The following is a 16,462-nucleotide window of genomic DNA, read 5'->3' on the forward strand; positions in this document are numbered from 1 at the left end:
CCGGGCGGTGTGCTCAGGGCGGGTTGGACTCTTCGCGGGCGAGCAGGCTGCCGGCGTACAGCGCGGCCAGCAGCAGGGTCAGGCCGCCCCAGAAGGTGGAATAGAACGCCAGGTGGGTGTTGAGCGGGAACACGGTGACCGCCAGCGCCAGCATCGCCGGGCGCGCTCGTTCGCGCGCGGCCGGCGGCGCGTAGCGCCATGCGCGTACGGCCTGGGCCGCGGCCGCCAGCCACAGCAGCAAACCAAGCACACCGGTTTCAGCCAGGATTTCCAGCACGATCTGGTGGGCATGCAAGGCAGGGCGATCGCCCCATACCGCCTGCACGTCCGGCGGCGTACACGCCGGGTACGCATCGCGGAAACCGCGGGCGCCGACGCCGTTGATAGGGTGCTCCTCGATCATGCACGCCGCCGCAGACCAGATCTGCGCGCGGCCGGACAAGGCCTGGTCGACGCCATCGTCCTTGCCTGCGCCCTGCCACGCCATCGCGGTGCGTGCCACCCGCTCGCGCACCTGCGGCACGGTCACCGCCAACACGCCCAGCAACAGCACCCCACCGAGCAGGCACAGCAGCAGCGCGCGCGCGCCAAGCAGACGCCAGCCCGAGAAAATCAGCACCAGCGCATAGGTCAACCAGGAGGCGCGCGAGCCGGCCAGGATCAGCACGACACCGACCGCGGCGGCGGCCAGCAACCACCCCCAACGGCCGAAGCGGCCGCCGGCGGCGAACAGCAGGAACGGCGACAGGCTGGCCAGTACCTGGCCGAATTTGAGATTGCACGGACCCAGCACGCCACTGAGGCGGTCGGCGGCGGCGGCCTCCTGCGGGGAACACAGCCCATGCCCGCTGACCAGCCACTTGAGCTGGTCCAGCGACCAGAACAGCGGGCTGCTGTCGAGCGCGGCCTGCGCCAGCGCATCCACGGTCCACAACGCAGTGATGACGGTGATACCGCCCAGGGTCAGGCGCCGCCGCTGCGGACTGCCCACGGCAATGGCCACCAGCCACATGAAGGGCAGATAGCGCAGCCCGGCGGCGGTCTTGCGCCAGGCCGTGGCCGGATCGATCGCATCGAACGCGGAAAACGCCTGCGGCAGCCAGTAGCCCAGGAACAGGATGCTGGTCAGCGCCCAGGCCGGGCTGCTGAGCAGGCGCTGCTTGCCCTGCAGGCGCAGCTGCACCATGCGCGTGGCGGCATACAACGCACCGAGCACCAGCACGCTTTCGGCGATGCCGGGCAACGGCCACAGCGCGACGAACGCGATCACCCACCACGGGGCCCAGCGTCCGGCACGGGAGGCTGGCGAATCGGGGCGCCCCGATTCAACCAGCGATGGAGGCATAGAGCTGGAGCGTGTCACGCTGCATCGCCTGCAAGGTAAACGGGATCCGCGAAGGCAGCGCCGGCGGTTGCTGCAGCATCTGCTGCGCGCGTGCCAGCAGGGCCTCGCTGTCGTGCAAGGGTACCGCGCCGGATGGCTGCAGTTGCGCCAGCAGCTCGCCGACACCGCCGTGGTTCCAGCCCAGTACAGGTCGGCCCACCGACAGCGCCTCCACCACGGTACGGCCGAAGGCTTCGGCCTTGTCCGATACCTGCAGGACCAGATCGCTGGCGGCATACGCTTCGGCGATGCGGCGGGTGGGTGCGGTCATCAGCACCGCATCGAACACGCCCAGTGCACGGGCCTGGGTTTCCAGTTCGGCCACGTAGGCCTCGCGCCCCGGCTCGCGGGTGCCGGGCATCCACAGCTTGGCCGGTGTGCCGGCGGCATGCAGCCCGGCCAGCAGCGCCAGCGCGTGGCGATGGCCTTTGAGCCGGGTGCCGCGCCCCGGCAGCAACAGCAGCGGGGCCTCACCGGCCAGCTCGGGGTGGCGTGCGGCCACGGCCAGCCGTGCGCGACGGTCCTGCCGTGCCACGCGCGGGAACTGGGCCACATCCACGCCCCGCGGGATCACCTGCAGGCGCTGCGGGTCCACGTCCGGGTAATGCTGCTGGACGAACGCGCGCACGGTCTGCGAGACGCAGATGACACGCTCGCCGCTGGTCATCACCGCGCTGTAGCGGCCCGGCGAGTTGAGCCCGTGCACGGTGGTGACCCAGTGCGGGCGCTGCGCGGCTGGCAGGTTGCGCACGGCGTACAGGCCCAGCCAGGCCGGCAGCCGCGAGCGCGCGTGGACGATGTCCGCGCCAACCTCCGCAAACAGCTTGCGCAGGCTGAGCACGTGGCGCAGGGTCAGCAGCGATTTGCGACCGATGTCCAGGGTGAGGTGTTCGGCACCGCTGGCCAGCAGCGGTTCGACCAGCCGCCCACCGGCGGACACGACAATGGCCCGGTGGCCGGCGGCAACCAGGGCGGAGGCAATTTCAAGGGTGGAGCGCTCCACGCCGCCGGAGTGCAGCGCCGGCAGCAGCTGCACCACGGTCAATCGGCGCACGGGCGGGGTCCGCAGGTCAGTCGGCCAGCACGAAAACCGCGCCGCAGTACGGGCACTTGGCCTCGCAGTTGGGCTCGTCTTCGATCGGCAGGTACACGCGCGGGTGCGAGTTCCACAGGGCCATTTCCGGCGTCGGGCAGCTCAGCGGCAGGTCGCTGCGGTGCACGGTGTAACGCTTCTCGGCGTTGGCGGGCGCGGTGGCGGTATGGCTCATGGCGTGGGCACAGAATGGAATTGCGAGGCCTGCGATTCTACCACCTTGGGCCCTGGGGGAGGCTGCCGCGCCTGGCATGGCGTTTGCCCTCAGCGGGCGCCGACGAGCCCGGCGTAAAGCGCGAACAACTGTTTGAAGTACCGCATGGTGGTGCGCTGGCGCATGGCACTGCTCCGGGAGCCGAGGGGGAATCTGGTCGGGCCCGGGGTGGCGCGCTCCGTCAGGAGCGGTGCCACGGCCGGGCCGCGTGCCGCTATTTGGCCCGGCGCAGGTTGCACGGCAGTGACGATGGTGGGTACGTCCGATGGCAGGGTTTGAACGCAGAAGGGGACCGATGCGGGCATCGATCCCCTTTTCTTCAACGCCTACCGACCAACGGTCGGTAGCTACCCCGACCCATCCAATGGAGGGGAGCCCCTTCTGTTGAAGGGGCGCGCCGAAGGCGGGGGTAGAGGTGGAATGCGCGGGCAACGCGAGGTGAGAAGGCCTCAGGCCTTCTCCGCCTCGAGTTGCTTGCGGATCTGCGCATCCACGGCCGCGATGGCGGTCATGTTGAGCACGCGGCGCGAGGTGGCGCTGGTGGTGAGGATATGCACCGGCTTGGCCACGCCCATCAGGATCGGGCCGATCGCCACACCGTCGGTGAACACGCGCACCAGGTTGTAGGCGATGTTGGCCGCCTCCAGGTTGGGCAGCACGAACAGGTTGGCGCGGCCCTTCAGCGTGCTGTCGGGCAGCAGCTTGTGGCGCAGTGCTTCGTCCCACGCGGTGTCGCCCTGCATCTCACCATCCACGTTCAACCGCGGGTTGCGCTTGAGCAGCATGCTGCGCACGCTGCGCATCTTCAGCGCGTCCTTGGAATCGTGGCTGCCGAAGTTGGAGTGCGACAGCAGCGCCACCTTCGGTTCGATCCCGAACAACTTCATGCGGTAGGCGGCCTGCAGGGTCGCTTCGCAGATCTGCTCGGCGGTGGGGTCTTCCTGCACGTGGGTGTCCACGAAGAAGAACACGCCGTGCTGGTTGATCACACCGGTCATGGCCGAGGTCGAGCTGACCCGCGGCTCCAGCGGCAGCACGCTGCGCACGTAGCCGAGCTTCTTGTGGAAGCGGCCGACCACGCCGGTCAGCATGGCGTCGGCTTCGCCGCGTGCCACCATCACCGCCGCGATCAGGGTCGGACGCGAGCGCATCAGGTTCTTGGCTGCCGCCACCGTCACACCGCGACGGCCGGTGAGGTTGTGGTAGTACTGCCAGTACTCGTTGAAGCGCGGGTCATCGTTGATGTTGGTGACCTGGTAATCCACGTCGGCCTGCATCCGCAGGCCCATGCGCTGGATCCGCGATTCGATCACGTCCGGGCGGCCGATCAGGATCGGCAGCGCCAGGCCCTCATCGACCACGTTCTGCACCGCGCGCAGCACCACTTCCTCTTCGCCTTCGGCGTAGACCACGCGCTGCTTGTCCGAACGGGCACGGTCGTAGACCGGCTTCATCATCAGGCTGGTGCGGTAGACGAACTGGGCCAGCTTCTCGCGGTAGGCGGCCATGTCGGCCACCGGACGGGTAGCGACACCGGAATCCATCGCGGCCTGGGCCACGGCGGCGGACAGCTCCACCAGCAGGCGGCGGTCGAACGGACGCGGAATCAGGTAGTCGCGGCCGAAGCTGGGGGTCTCATCGCCATAGGCCGAGCCCAGGTCGCTGGCCTCGCGGCGTGCCATCGCGGCGATCGCGTGCACGCAGGCGATCTTCATCTCTTCGTTGATCGCGGTGGCACCCACGTCCAGCGCGCCGCGGAACAGATACGGGAAGCACAGCACGTTGTTGATCTGGTTCGCGTAGTCCGAACGACCGGTGCCGATCAGGGCGTCCGGGCGTACCGAGCGCGCCACTTCCGGCATGATTTCCGGGGTCGGGTTGGCCAGGGCGAAGATCACCGGATCCTTGGCCATGGTCTTGACCATGTCCGCGGTGAGGATGCCCGGGGCCGACAGGCCCAGGAAGATGTCCGCACCGTCGACGATTTCGGCCAGCGTGCGCTTGTCGGTGTCGCGTGCGTAACGCGCCTTTTCCGGGTCCAGGTCGCTGCGGCCGGTGTGGATCACACCTTCGCGGTCGAAGGCCAGGATGTTCTCTTTCTTCAGGCCCAGCGAGACCAGCATGTTGACGCAGGACACGCCCGCCGCGCCCATGCCGGTGGTGGCCAGCTTGACCTCTTCGATCTTCTTGCCGGTGACGACCATCGCGTTCAGCACCGCGGCGCCGACGATGATCGCGGTGCCGTGCTGGTCGTCATGGAACACCGGGATGTTCATCCGCTCGCGCAACTTGCGCTCAACGATGAAGCACTCCGGGGCCTTGATGTCTTCCAGGTTGATGCCGCCGAAGGTCGGCTCCAGCGAGGCGATGATGTCGACCAGCTTGTCCGGGTCGTTTTCGTCGATCTCGATGTCGAACACATCGATGCCGGCGAACTTCTGGAACAGCACGCCCTTGCCTTCCATCACCGGCTTGCCGGCCAGCGGCCCGATGTTGCCCAGGCCCAGCACGGCGGTGCCGTTGGAGATCACGGCGACCAGGTTGCCGCGTGCGGTGAGTTCGCTGGCCTGCTGCGGGTCGGCCATGATCGCCTCGCAGGCGTGAGCCACGCCCGGCGAGTACGCCAACGACAGATCACGCTGGGTCAGCATCGGCTTGGTCGCTGCGACGCGGATCTTGCCCGGCGGCGACATGCGGTGGTAATCGAGGGCAGCCTGTTTGAAATCTTCGTTGGACATCGCTTTCTGCAGATGAATGGGCGAGAGGAACAGGGGATCATACCCCCGTTGGCGTGGTTGGACCTGTCGCTACGCTGTCGCGGACATGCTGCAACCGCACATAATTTCCGCCGTTCGGCAGCGTATGCGGCCATCGTGACAGGCTGCGATGACACCCTGCATCACCGGGTCGGCCAGAAAAAAATGCAGGGCCCGCCGCACAGGGGGAGCGGCCAGGCCCTGCAACACACACAACCGGAGTGGATCAGCGGGCCGGGGCGGTCAGCGGCGACGGCAGGTCGTCGGTGGTCAACGCCGGCAGTTCGGCCTCGCGGCCATCCAGCGCCAGCGCCAGGCGGTCGCGGTCCAGCGCGCCTTCCCAGCGCGACACCACCACGGTGGCCACGGCATTGCCGATGAAGTTGGTCAACGAGCGGCACTCGCTCATGAAGCGGTCCACGCCCAGGATCAGTGCCATGCCGGCCACCGGCACTTCCGGCACCACGGCCAGGGTGGCGGCCAGGGTGATGAAGCCCGCGCCGGTGACGCCGGCAGCGCCCTTGGAGCTGAGCATCGCCACCAGCAGCAGTGCGATCTGGTGGCCCAGGGTCAGTTCGGTGTTGGTGGCCTGGGCGATGAACAGCGCGGCCAGGGTCATGTAGATGTTGGTGCCGTCCAGGTTGAACGAGTAGCCGGTGGGAACCACCAGGCCCACCACCGACTTGCTGCAGCCGGCGCGCTCCATCTTTTCCATCAGCGAGGGCAGCGCCGATTCGGACGACGAGGTGCCCAGCACCAGCAGCAGTTCGGCCTTGAGGTAGCGGGCCAGCTTGAACACCGAGAAGCCGCACAGGCGCGCCACCGCGCCCAGGATCACCGCCACGAACAGGAAGGCGGTGAGGTAGAACGAGCCCACCAGCCAGGCCAGGTTGATCAGCGACCCCACCCCGTACTTGCCGATGGTGAAGGCGATGGCGCCGAACGCACCGATCGGAGCGGCTTTCATCAGGATGTGGACCAGCCGGAACACCGGCGCGGTCAGCGCCTCCAGGAAGCTCAGCACCGGGCGGCCCTTCTCGCCGACCAGGGCCAGCGCGATACCGAACAGCACCGCCACGAACAGCACCTGCAGGATGTTGCCATCCACGAAGGCGCTGACCAGGGTGGACGGGATGATGTCCATCGCAAAGCCGGTCAAGGTCAGCTCATGCGACTTTTCCACATAGCTGTGCACCGCGGCCTGGTCCAGGTCTGCCGGGTTGATGTTCATGCCGGCGCCGGGCTGCACCACGTGCGCCACGATCATGCCGACCACCAGGGCCAGGGTGGAGAAGAACATGAAGTACGCCATCGACTTGGCGAACACCCGGCCCACGGTGCGCAGGTGGGTCATGCCGGCGATGCCGGTGACGATGGTCAGGAAGATGACCGGGGCGATGATCATCTTCACCAGCTTGATGAAGGCATCGCCGAGCGGCTTGAGCGATTCGGCGAAGGCCGGCTCGAAGTGCCCAAGGATGGCACCCAGCACGATGGCCACCACCACCTGGAAGTACAGTTGGCGGTAGAACGGCAACGGCTTGGCCGCAAGCGGGGCAGCGGTGGGAACGTGCATGGGAAGCTCCGGCAGTATCACGAGGGAGGCCGGCCACAGCGGGCGGCATCGGACGAGGCCTTTTTACGCCGCCGTCCGCGCTGCGCAGATAGCCTATTGGTACTAGCCCCCCGGTTCAGCTGTCCCGGGTGCCTACACTGCGATCGCACCGCGCCCCCACGGCGGCGGATGCCGTGAGGCCCCGGGGCAGATTGCCCCACAGTTTTGCCGCCCGCGGCCGTTGTTGTTCTGCCCCACTCCTTGCAGCGACCCTATTCCATGCGCCCAACTCCCCTGTTCCTTGCCCTGCTCAGCCTGAGCGCCACCCCGCTCGCCGCCTCCGCCGCGGACTGGGACAACTGGCCGACCAAAGTGGCCTTCAGCGATGGCACCGAACTGGCCGCCACCGCCAACATCGCCTACGACCTCAATGATTTCTCCGGTGGCAGCGGCATCGAAGACGCCGATGCGGTCCGCCGCAAGGAGTTCGGCGCGACCCTGAAGAAAAAGGGCGTGTACGACGCGATGGTCTATTACGACTTCCAGGCCGATACCTGGCTGGACGTGTACGTGCGCCTGGAAAGCAAGGCGCTGTTCGGCCGCGACATCGGCAAGTTCCGCTTCGGCTACATGAAGACCCCGGTCGGTCTGGATGCGGTGACCAGCTCGCGCGCCGGCAGCTTCCTGGAATACGCCCTGCCGGTGCAGGCCATCTACGAAGGCCGCCGCACCGGTGTGGACTGGGTGCTGGAGCGCCCGCGCTACCTGCTGCAGGCCGGTGCCTATGGCGGTAAGGACCTGCAGGGCGACAACCCCGGCACCACCCAGGCGGTGCGCGCGGTGTGGACCCCGATCAAGGCCGACGGCGATGTGCTGCACCTGGGTGTGGCCCTGTCGCAGGAAAACCCGCGCGGCTACCGCGACGGCCGCGACGTCTCCCACGCCGCCAGCGCGCGGCTGCGGGCACGCCCGGAAGCCGGCCTGACCGATCTGCGCCTGGTCGATTCGGGCGCGCTGACCACCGCCGACAAGATCGTGCGGACCGGCCTGGAAGGGATCTGGATCAAGGGCCCGTTCTCGCTGCAGGGCGAAGCGCTGCAGGCCACCGTAAGCCGCGAAGGCAAACCGGACTTCACCGGCAACGGCCAGTACGCGATGGCCAGCTGGGTGCTCACCGGGGAATCGCGCGCCTACAGCGCCGGCTCGGTGGCCAACGTCAAGCCCGCCCACGGCTACGGCGCGGTGGAACTGGTCGGCCGCTACAGCCGCCTGGACCTGGACGATGCCGATGTGCTCGGTGGCCGCCAGCACGACTGGACCCTGGGTGCGAACTGGTACCTCACCAGCCACTTCAAGTTCCAGGCCAATTACGTGAAGGTCGACGCCAGCCGTCGCGGTGTGCGCAGCACGCCGGAAATCTTCGAACTGCGCGCACAGATGCATTTCTGATCGCGTTGCCTGCGGCGGGCGTGCACACCACGCCCGCCGCACGACCGTAGACTGCCGCCATGTACTGGCTCGGCCGCCATCGCACCCTGCTGTTGACCCTGCTGCTGATGATCGGCGGTACGGTGCTGTGTGCGGCCGCCGCCGGACACTACGCATGGCGCAGCGCGTTGGCCGCCGAAAGCGGCCAGGTGCTGCGCCAGCTCGAACTGTATGGACAGGGCCTGCAGCAGCGCATCGACCGCTTCGGCACCCTGCCCCAGGTGCTCGCACTGGACCCGGACCTGCGCCGCGCCCTGCTGCAACCGCCCGATGCGGTTGGACGCCAGCAGCTCAATCTGAAGCTGCAGCGCGCCAACCAGGTCACGCGCGCGTCCACCTTGACCCTGGTCGGCCACGATGGCGTGGCCGTGGCCGCCAGCAATTGGGACCAGGCCAGCAGCAACGTCGGCGAGAACTACAGCTACCGCCCCTACTACCGCCAGGCGCTGGCTACAGGTCACGGCCGTTTCTACGGTATCGGCATGACCACCGGCGTGCCCGGCTACTACCTGTCGCAGGCGATCGAGCAAGATGGCGCGCGCATCGGCGTGGTGGTGATCAAGATCGAACTGTCCGCGCTGGAGCAGGAGTGGCTGCCCAGTACCGACGTGGTGCTGGCCAGCGACGAACACGACGTCGTGTTCCTGGCCAACCGCGACATCTGGCGCTATCGCCTGCTGCGCCCGCTGGGGGCCACCGAACGCCGCGAGATGCTCGACAGCCGCCAGTACGCCGACCGCTCGCTGCAACCGCTGCGGGTGCGCACCGAAGACGTGCTCGAGGATGGTGGACGCATGGTGCGCCTGCTCGACCCGCGGTTGCCGCGGACGATGCTGTGGCAGAGCCTGGCCCTGCCCGAAGAACGCTGGAACCTGCACCTGCTGCACGATGCCGGCGCGGCCACCCGTGCCGGGCGCAGCGCCGCCATTGGCGGTGCGGCGGCCTGGCTCGCGCTGGGCTTCCTGGTGCTGTTCGTGCAGCAGCGGCGGCGGCTGGCCGCGCACCGGCAACGCAGCCGGCGTGAGCTGGAAAGCGTGCTCAAGCAGCACGCCGAAGAACTGCGCACCGCCCAGGATGGCGTGCTGCAGGCCGCGCAACAGGCTGACAGCGGCCTCAGCCGCAGCTTGGCGCACCTGCCGCAGGGCGTGGTGGTGATCGATCCCGAACAGAAGCTGGTGGCGTGGAATGCGCGCTATCTGGAGCTGTTCAAATTCCCGCCCGGACTGATCCGGGTCGGCCGCCCGATCGAGGAGATCTTCCGCTACAACGCGCGCCGCGGCCTGCTCGGCCCCGGGCCGATCGATGAAGCGATCGAGCGCCGCCTCAACCACCTGCGCAGCGGTCGTCCGCATATGCGTGAGAGCGAAAAGGATGACGGCACGGTGCTGGAGATCCGCGGCAACCCACTGCCGGATGGCGGCTTTGTCACCAGCTATGCCGACATCACCGCCTACAAGAACACCGCGCGCGAACTGCGCTCGCTGGCCGACGCGCTGGAACACCGCGTGGCCGAGCGCACCCGCGACCTGGACGAGGCCCGCCGCGAAGCCGAGCAGGCCAACCGCTATAAATCGCGCTTCGTCGCCTCGGCGGTGCACGATCTTCTACAGCCGTTGAATGCCGCGCGCATGTTCGTCTCGGTGCTGCGCGGCAAGCTGCATGGCGATACCCGCGAGCTCAGCGAACACGTGGATGCGGCGCTGGCCGCGCAGGACGCCATCCTGACCAGCCTGCTGGATATCTCCCGACTGGAATCGGGCACGCTGCAGACCCAGGTGCGGGCATTTGCATTGTCCCCCTTGCTGGAGACGCTGGCGCGCGAGTTCGGCATCGCCGCCAACAGCCGCGGCCTGCAGCTGGATTGGGTGGACACCCGCGCGGTGGTGGTGAGCGATGAAGCGCTGCTGCGCCGGATCCTGCAGAACTTCCTCTCCAACGCGCTGCGCTACACCCCGCGCGGCCGCGTGCTGATCGGCTGCCGGCGCCGCGGCGACCAGCTGCGCATCGAAGTGCACGACCAGGGCCCAGGCATTCCCGAGAGCCTGCACGCGGAGATCTTCGAGGAATTCCGCCGGCTCGATGACGGCGTGGAACAGGAGCGCGGTGCCGGGCTGGGCCTGGCGATCGTGGAGCGGATCGGGCGGCTGCTCGGCCACCGCATCAGCCTGCGCTCCACCCTGGGCCGTGGCAGCGTGTTCACGGTGGACGTGGCGTTCGGGGATGCGGCGCAGGTTCCACCGCCCCCGCCGCTGCCGGTGCTGCCACCCGAACCGGCCGATGACAGCCCGCTGCAGCAGTGCCGGGTGTGGTGCATCGATGATGACCCGCGCGTGTGCGCCGCTACCCGCGCGCTGCTGGAGCGGTGGGGCTGCAACGTCGAACTCGCCGATGGCCCGCAGGCGGCACTGGCGGCGGCGCGCATGCAGACGGTGCCGCAACTGGTGCTGCTGGATGTGCGTATGGGCGAATTCGATGGGCCCACGCTGTACGAACAGCTGGCCGAGCGCTGGCAGGTACGCCCGCCGGTGATTCTGGTCACCGCCGAACGCGATGACGGGTTGAAGGCGCAGGCGGCGGAGAACGGTTGGGGCTTCCTGTCCAAGCCGGTGCGGCCCCCGGCATTGCGCGCGTTGATGACGCAGTTGCTGGTGCGGCACCGGGGGTGATCGGTGATTCAGGAGCAGCCGAGCGTGGCTCGGCGCTACCGGGTGGGGTTACAGGTCTGCACCTAGCCCGCCTTCCGGCTCCAGCGCCTTGACCAGCACCGCGGCCTGGGTGCGGCTGTAGCATTCAAGCTTCTTCAGGATCGCGGTGACGTGCACCTTCACCGTGTTCTCGGCCAGGCCCAGTTCGTGGGCGATCTGCTTGTTGAGCAGGCCATCGGCCAGGCACAGCAGCACGCGGAACTGTTGCGGGGTCAGCTGGGCCAGGCGTGCGGCCAGCAAAGCATCGGATTCGGAGCGCTCGGCCGCCATCGCCGGGAACCACACGCCGCCGTCGAGCACCGTCGCCACCGCCTGGCCGATGGTCTCGGCCGGGGCCGACTTGGGAATGAACCCGGCCGCGCCGAACTGCTGCGCGCGCCGGATCACCCGCGGATGATCGTTGGACGAGACAATCACCACCGGGATGTCCGGATGCGCACCGCGCACGTGCAGCAGCGAGGAGAAGCCGCGCGCACCGGGCATGGTCAGGTCCAGCAGCACCAGCTCGATTTCCGGGTGCTGGTCCAGCGCCGCTTCCAGCGTGGCGGCACTGGCAACCTCGATCACCTGCGCCTGCGGCAACGACTGGCGCAGCGAATGGACGACCGCCGCGCGCAGCAGCGGGTGGTCATCGGCAATCAGCAGGGTCAGGTCGGTCATGTGGCCAAGTGTAATGTGTCTGGAGAACAGCCCCCTTCGTGTTGAAGGGGGTGCGCCGCGATTACCGGCCTTGCTGCCGCATGCTGCCGCGCCACGCCTCCAGGAACTGGCGGCGCTTGAGCCCGTCCAGGTACACCAGCAGGCCCGGGCCCAGCTGGATCGGGCGGTAGCTGCGCTCGGGCGAGCGCCCGCGCTGCTGGCCCTGCCCCGGCAGGATCGGCATCAGCCGTGCCTCGCGCGACAGCACCTGCTGGCCACGCGGCGACAACAGGTAGTCCAGGAACCGGCGTGCCTCTTCGGGATGGCGGCTGCTGCGCGGAATCACCGCGGTGCGCAGCACCACCAGCGTGTAGTCCTCCGGCTCGATGATGCCCAATGGGGCGCCGGCATCGATGCGAGCCTGTGCATACGAGCCCAGCACGTTGTAGACCAGCGACAGCTCACCGCTGCTGACCCGGTCCAGCAGCACGCCGGTACGTTCCTCCAGCTGCACCTGGTTGTCGCCCAGCGCGCCCAGCAGCGCGCCGGCCATGCTGCCGCGCTGGCCATCCTGGGTGGCCAACAGGTAGCCGACACTGCTGCGCTCGACATCGTAGGTGCCTACCCGCTTCAACAAGGGGGCGTCCGGCGCGCGCAGCAGGTCCAGCAGCTGCCGGCGCGTATGCGGCACCCGCGCGGCAGGCAATGTGCGGGTGTTGTAGACCATCGCCACCGGCTCGTAGCTGATCCCGAACGCCTCATGCCGCCACTGCGCCCACGGCGGCAGCGCATCGGTCTGCGCCGAACGGTGCGCCAGCGCGTGGCCGTCGTTGACCAGCTTGGTCTGCAGGTCCATGCCGCTGCTGATCAGCATGTCCGGAGCGGCCGGGCCCGTGCGGTCGCGCAGGTAGCGCGCGTAGATGTCCTGGGTGATCACGTCCTCGTAGAGGATCTCGGTGCCCGGGTGCAGCCGCTGGTAGTCGGCGATCACCGTGGCGAACACCTCGATGTCGGTCGAGCCGTGGATGCGCAGCTGCGCCACCGGCGTGCCCTTGGCCGGGAAGCGCTGCACATCGCCGGGCGCGGCCAGCGCCGGGGTGGCCAGCATCAGCAGGCCCAGCAGGCAGATCCAGCGCGTCATGGGTACATCCTTGGCAGGCGGATGGTGGCGATCAGGCCCCCGCCGATACGGTTGCTCAGGTCGATGCGGCCGCCGTGGCTGTCGACCACGCGTTTGACGATGGCCAGACCCAGCCCGGCACCGCCGGCCGGTGCGCCTTCACCGCGGGCGAAGCGCTCGAACACGCGCTCGGCATCGGCGGCGGCGATGCCGGGGCCGTGGTCGGCGACGGTCAGCACGCAGTCGGTGGCTTCCTCGGTCAGGGCGATCTGCAGCGCGCCATCCCCGGCATACTTGAGCGCGTTGTCGATCAGGTTCTTGATCGCCTCGCGCAGCAGCAGCGCGTCGCCGCGTACCCAGGCGGCCTGGGCACTCACCGCCAGCTGCACGCGCGGCGTGGGCAGCGCCTGTGGCAAGGCTTCGTGCAGGGCCTGGTGCACCGTCTCGGCCAGGTCGACCGGAGCGAAGCGCTGCAGGTTGGCGCGGTGGATCACGCTGGCATCGCTGAGCAGCTGGTTGAGCAGGCGGCTCATGTGGGTGGCGTTGCGCTCGATCGCATGCAGGCTGCGGCGCATTTCCTCGGGCTCTTCCTCATCCAGCGCCAGCTGTGCCTGCGCCCGCAGTGCCGCCAGCGGCGTGCGCATCTGGTGTGCGGCCTCGGCCATGAACGCGCGCAGGGTTTCATTGCTGCTCGACAGCCGGCCCATGAAGTGATTCAGCGCGCCGACCATCTTGTCCATCTCGCGCGGCACGCGGGTATCCAGCGGTTTCAGGTCGGACGGCTCGCGCCGCGCCAGCTCGCGCTCCATCCGCACCAGCGGGCGCAGCGCGCGGTGCACGCCCAGCCCCACCAGTGCCAAGGACAGCAGCGACAGCACGCCGATCGCCAGCAATGCGCGGGTCACCATGTCCTGTGCCAGCGCTTCGCGGGCACGCCGGGTCTGCCCGACCTGCACCCGCACTTCACCCTGTGCCGACGGCGACGACACGCGCCGGGAGACCACCACGAAGCGCACCTGCTCCCCGCTGTAGTCCGCGTCGAACAGCTGCGGGCGGTCATTCGGCAACTGCGGCGGCGCGGGCAGGTCGGGATAGCCGGTGACGGTGGCATTGCGTCCATCGGAGACGCGGTAGAACACGCGGTCTTCCGGTGCCATCGCAAGCAGGTCCAGCGCCGCATACGGCAGGTCAACCTGCCACTGCGCTTCCACCAGCGCCACCGAGTCCACGATCGACAGCGCCGAAGACACCAGCAGGTGGTCGTAGGAACGGTTGGCCGCGCGCTGGCCGTAGTCGCGCGCGCCGAACAACAGCACCACCGCGAACAACGCCAGGAACGCGCCCAAGTACAGCCACAAGGTGTGCCGGATCGAGCCGGAGGTGCGCGGGTCAGTCGCCATCGGGCGGCGCATCGGTGGCGGTCGAGGCATCAATGGCTTCAAGCAGGTAGCCGCTGCCACGCACGGTGACGATCCGCAGCGGGGCGTCGGCCAGTTTGCGCCGCAGCCGGCCCACGTACAGCTCGATCGCGTTGGGGCCGGCCTCGTCGTCGAAGCCGAACAGGCCGTTGCCGATCTCGTCCTTGCCCACCACCTGGCCCAGCCGTCCCATCAGGATCTCCAGCAGGCGGAACTCGCGGTTGGGCAACTCGATCGGCTGCCCATCGAGGCTGACCCGGTGCGAGGCATTGTCGAACTGGAACGTGCCGATCTGCACCACTTCGCTGGCCTGGCCGCGCGCGCGCCGCAGCAGCACCCGGCAGCGCGCCTCGAACTCGCGGAAGTCGAACGGCTTGCCCAGGTAATCGTCGGCGCCGACATCGAGCGCCTGTACGCGGTCTTCGATGCCATCGCGCGCGGTCAGCATCAGCACCGGGGTGCTGTCGCCACGCTCGCGCATCCCGGCCAGCACGCGCAGGCCGTCCAGTTTGGGCAGGCCGATATCCAACACCACCAGGTCGAAGCTCTGGTAGCGCAGCACGCTGGCGGCGGCCAGCCCATCGCTCTGCCAGTCCACCGCGTGGCCGCTGCGGCGCATGCGGCGGACGATGGCATCGGCCAGGTCCGGATTGTCTTCCACCAGCAGCAGGCGCATCGGTCGGAGGGGGTTCGAAGAAGGGGAACAGTGCGCGAATCCTAGCGCGAAGCGCCCTGCCGGGTCGCTGCGTTGCAGTGCAACACGGCCTGACAGGTGGATGACAGCTTCCCCGCACTAGGCTGCGCCATCGCATCGCACCCCGTGCCGATGCCGTTGCCGTCAACACCCCATATGTGTACCTGGGAGGGTCCATGGAACTGAATGCACTGCGCTCGCGCGCACCGGCCGCCTGTACCCTGATGCTGCTGAGCGCCCCGCTGTGGGCCGCCGAGGGCACCGAGGATGAGCGCCCGGTCACCGCCAGCCTGGGCGGCCGCCTGCACCTGGATTTCGCTGATTTCAGCAATGACAGCCGCGGCACGCCGAACAAGGATGACACCGAGATCCGTCGTGCCTGGATGGATGTCTCCGGCAAATTCTTCGTGGTCGACTACAAGCTGGAAGCCGATTTCTCCGGCGACCGGGTCGAGGCCAAGGACGTGTTCGTCAGCCGCAGCTTCGGCGATGCCGGCAAACTGACCGTCGGCCAGTTCAAGCAGTTCTTCTCGCTCGATGACCGCACCAGCTCCAACTACGGCACCTTCCTGGAACGCGGCAACGCCGGCACCACGCTGGCGCCGCTGTACCGGCTGGGTGCCTCCTGGCAGGCCGCCCGCGGCGATATGACCTGGGCTGCCAGCGCCTACAGCCTGGAAAGCATCGACGCCTGGCAGGTCAAGGGCCGCGCCGCCGGTGGCCGGGTCACCTGGGCACCCGATGCCACCGCCGGTGACGTGCTGCACCTGGGGCTGTCGCTGGCCCACGAGCGCTACGACAACCCCGGCGCCAACGGGGTGCCCGGGCTGAAGATCCGCCCGCGCCCGGATGGCCACCTGTCCGACAACAACCGCATGACCCTGGTCGATTTCTCGGCCGGTCGCGACACCGACGTCAACAAGTGGTCGCTGGAATACGCGCAGGTGCGCGGCCCGCTGTCCTGGCAGGGCGAGTTCAGCGGCGCCACCTTCGATGACGGCAGCCAGCGTGGCAAGGTGCTGGCGGGCTATGGCCTGGTGAGCTGGTTCGTCACCGGCGAGTCGCGCGTGTACGACCGCAAGACCGGCCGCTTCGGCCGGGTCAAGGATTTCCAGCACAAGGCCGGTGCCTTCGAAGTGGCCCTGCGCTACGACCAGATGCGCGGTGACCAGCACCTGATCGGCCAGCCCGACCTGCGCGATGGCCTGACCGAGGCCTGGACGCTGGGCGGCAACTGGTACATGCGCCCGAACCTGCGTTTCATGCTCAACCTGATCGAAAGCCGCAACCGCGACCGTCTGGCCGACGCCACCGTGGACCGCACCCGCGCGGTGACCGGCCGCCTGCAGTTCGATTTCTGAGCCTTCCCTTCCGCACTACCCCTTCAGGAGTCTGC

At 68.5% G+C, this 16,462-nt stretch carries 12 protein-coding genes; 3 read left to right on the forward strand and 9 right to left on the reverse strand.

Annotated features, from left to right (window positions below):
• Window positions 1-13 precede the first annotated feature (13 nt).
• The 5 genes from AC3IPM_RS15955 to AC3IPM_RS15975 form a co-directional block, all read right to left on the reverse strand.
• Complete coding sequence (locus tag AC3IPM_RS15955) at window positions 14-1,345, reverse strand: O-antigen ligase family protein (protein ID WP_489301072.1); 1,332 nt, start codon at window positions 1,343-1,345, stop codon at window positions 14-16.
• Entirely contained in the window at window positions 1,326-2,438 is a 1,113-nt protein-coding gene (locus AC3IPM_RS15960; RefSeq protein ID WP_489301074.1) for a glycosyltransferase, read from the reverse strand. Before AC3IPM_RS15960 ends, AC3IPM_RS15955 begins: the two co-directional genes overlap by 20 nt.
• A gap of 16 nt (window positions 2,439-2,454) precedes the next feature.
• The gene (locus tag AC3IPM_RS15965) at window positions 2,455-2,652 is read right to left on the reverse strand and encodes a zinc-finger domain-containing protein (protein ID WP_489301076.1); all 198 of its coding nucleotides are present in this window, start codon (window positions 2,650-2,652) and stop codon (window positions 2,455-2,457) included.
• A 488-nt stretch (window positions 2,653-3,140) separates the two neighbouring features.
• Complete coding sequence (locus tag AC3IPM_RS15970) at window positions 3,141-5,429, reverse strand: NADP-dependent malic enzyme (RefSeq protein ID WP_489301078.1); 2,289 nt, start codon at window positions 5,427-5,429, stop codon at window positions 3,141-3,143.
• A gap of 244 nt (window positions 5,430-5,673) precedes the next feature.
• Window positions 5,674-7,023 carry a dicarboxylate/amino acid:cation symporter gene (locus AC3IPM_RS15975; protein ID WP_489301080.1) on the reverse strand — a complete coding sequence of 450 codons (1,350 nt, stop codon included), beginning with the start codon at window positions 7,021-7,023 and terminating at the stop codon, window positions 5,674-5,676.
• A gap of 258 nt (window positions 7,024-7,281) precedes the next feature.
• On the opposite strand from AC3IPM_RS15975, the gene AC3IPM_RS15980 reads away from it, so the two are divergent.
• Window positions 7,282-8,451 (forward strand): OprO/OprP family phosphate-selective porin, encoded by a 1,170-nt coding sequence (locus AC3IPM_RS15980; RefSeq protein WP_489301082.1) that lies wholly within the window; start codon window positions 7,282-7,284, stop codon window positions 8,449-8,451.
• A 59-nt stretch (window positions 8,452-8,510) separates the two neighbouring features.
• Window positions 8,511-11,156, forward strand: coding sequence for a hybrid sensor histidine kinase/response regulator (locus AC3IPM_RS15985; protein ID WP_489301084.1), 2,646 nt, complete (start codon window positions 8,511-8,513; stop codon window positions 11,154-11,156).
• Window positions 11,157-11,204: 48 nt separating this feature from the next.
• On the opposite strand, the gene AC3IPM_RS15990 is transcribed toward AC3IPM_RS15985, so the two are convergent.
• The 4 genes from AC3IPM_RS15990 to AC3IPM_RS16005 all read right to left on the reverse strand — a co-directional run bounded on the left by AC3IPM_RS15990 (window position 11,205) and on the right by AC3IPM_RS16005 (window position 15,048).
• Window positions 11,205-11,855, reverse strand: a complete 651-nt coding sequence (locus AC3IPM_RS15990; RefSeq protein WP_489301086.1) for a LuxR C-terminal-related transcriptional regulator — start codon at window positions 11,853-11,855, stop codon at window positions 11,205-11,207.
• 61 nt (window positions 11,856-11,916) lie between these two features.
• Entirely contained in the window at window positions 11,917-12,975 is a 1,059-nt protein-coding gene (locus tag AC3IPM_RS15995) for an ABC transporter substrate-binding protein (protein WP_489301088.1), read from the reverse strand.
• A complete protein-coding gene (locus AC3IPM_RS16000) occupies window positions 12,972-14,384 on the reverse strand; it encodes a sensor histidine kinase N-terminal domain-containing protein (protein WP_489301090.1) in 1,413 nt (470 codons plus the stop codon). The genes AC3IPM_RS15995 and AC3IPM_RS16000 overlap by 4 nt, the downstream gene beginning before the upstream one ends.
• Entirely contained in the window at window positions 14,344-15,048 is a 705-nt protein-coding gene (locus AC3IPM_RS16005; RefSeq protein WP_489301092.1) for a response regulator, read from the reverse strand. Before AC3IPM_RS16005 ends, AC3IPM_RS16000 begins: the two co-directional genes overlap by 41 nt.
• 194 nt (window positions 15,049-15,242) lie before the next feature.
• On the opposite strand from AC3IPM_RS16005, the gene AC3IPM_RS16010 reads away from it, so the two are divergent.
• Window positions 15,243-16,427 (forward strand): OprO/OprP family phosphate-selective porin, encoded by a 1,185-nt coding sequence (locus AC3IPM_RS16010; RefSeq protein WP_489301094.1) that lies wholly within the window; start codon window positions 15,243-15,245, stop codon window positions 16,425-16,427.
• The last annotated feature ends 35 nt before the right edge of the window (window positions 16,428-16,462 follow it).

This window comes from Stenotrophomonas sp. GL_111, assembly GCF_057835245.1.

Coding starts and splice junctions, on each gene's coding strand:
- AC3IPM_RS15955 (WP_489301072.1), bottom strand. CDS start 1,345: ATGCCTCCATCGCTGGTTGAATCGGGGCGCCCCGATTCGCCAGCCTCC.
- AC3IPM_RS15965 (WP_489301076.1), bottom strand. CDS start 2,652: ATGAGCCATACCGCCACCGCGCCCGCCAACGCCGAGAAGCGTTACACC.
- AC3IPM_RS15970 (WP_489301078.1), bottom strand. CDS start 5,429: ATGTCCAACGAAGATTTCAAACAGGCTGCCCTCGATTACCACCGCATG.
- AC3IPM_RS15975 (WP_489301080.1), bottom strand. CDS start 7,023: ATGCACGTTCCCACCGCTGCCCCGCTTGCGGCCAAGCCGTTGCCGTTC.
- AC3IPM_RS15980 (WP_489301082.1), top strand. CDS start 7,282: ATGCGCCCAACTCCCCTGTTCCTTGCCCTGCTCAGCCTGAGCGCCACC.
- AC3IPM_RS15985 (WP_489301084.1), top strand. CDS start 8,511: ATGTACTGGCTCGGCCGCCATCGCACCCTGCTGTTGACCCTGCTGCTG.
- AC3IPM_RS15990 (WP_489301086.1), bottom strand. CDS start 11,855: ATGACCGACCTGACCCTGCTGATTGCCGATGACCACCCGCTGCTGCGC.
- AC3IPM_RS15995 (WP_489301088.1), bottom strand. CDS start 12,975: ATGACGCGCTGGATCTGCCTGCTGGGCCTGCTGATGCTGGCCACCCCG.
- AC3IPM_RS16000 (WP_489301090.1), bottom strand. CDS start 14,384: ATGCCTCGACCGCCACCGATGCGCCGCCCGATGGCGACTGACCCGCGC.
- AC3IPM_RS16005 (WP_489301092.1), bottom strand. CDS start 15,048: ATGCGCCTGCTGCTGGTGGAAGACAATCCGGACCTGGCCGATGCCATC.
- AC3IPM_RS16010 (WP_489301094.1), top strand. CDS start 15,243: ATGGAACTGAATGCACTGCGCTCGCGCGCACCGGCCGCCTGTACCCTG.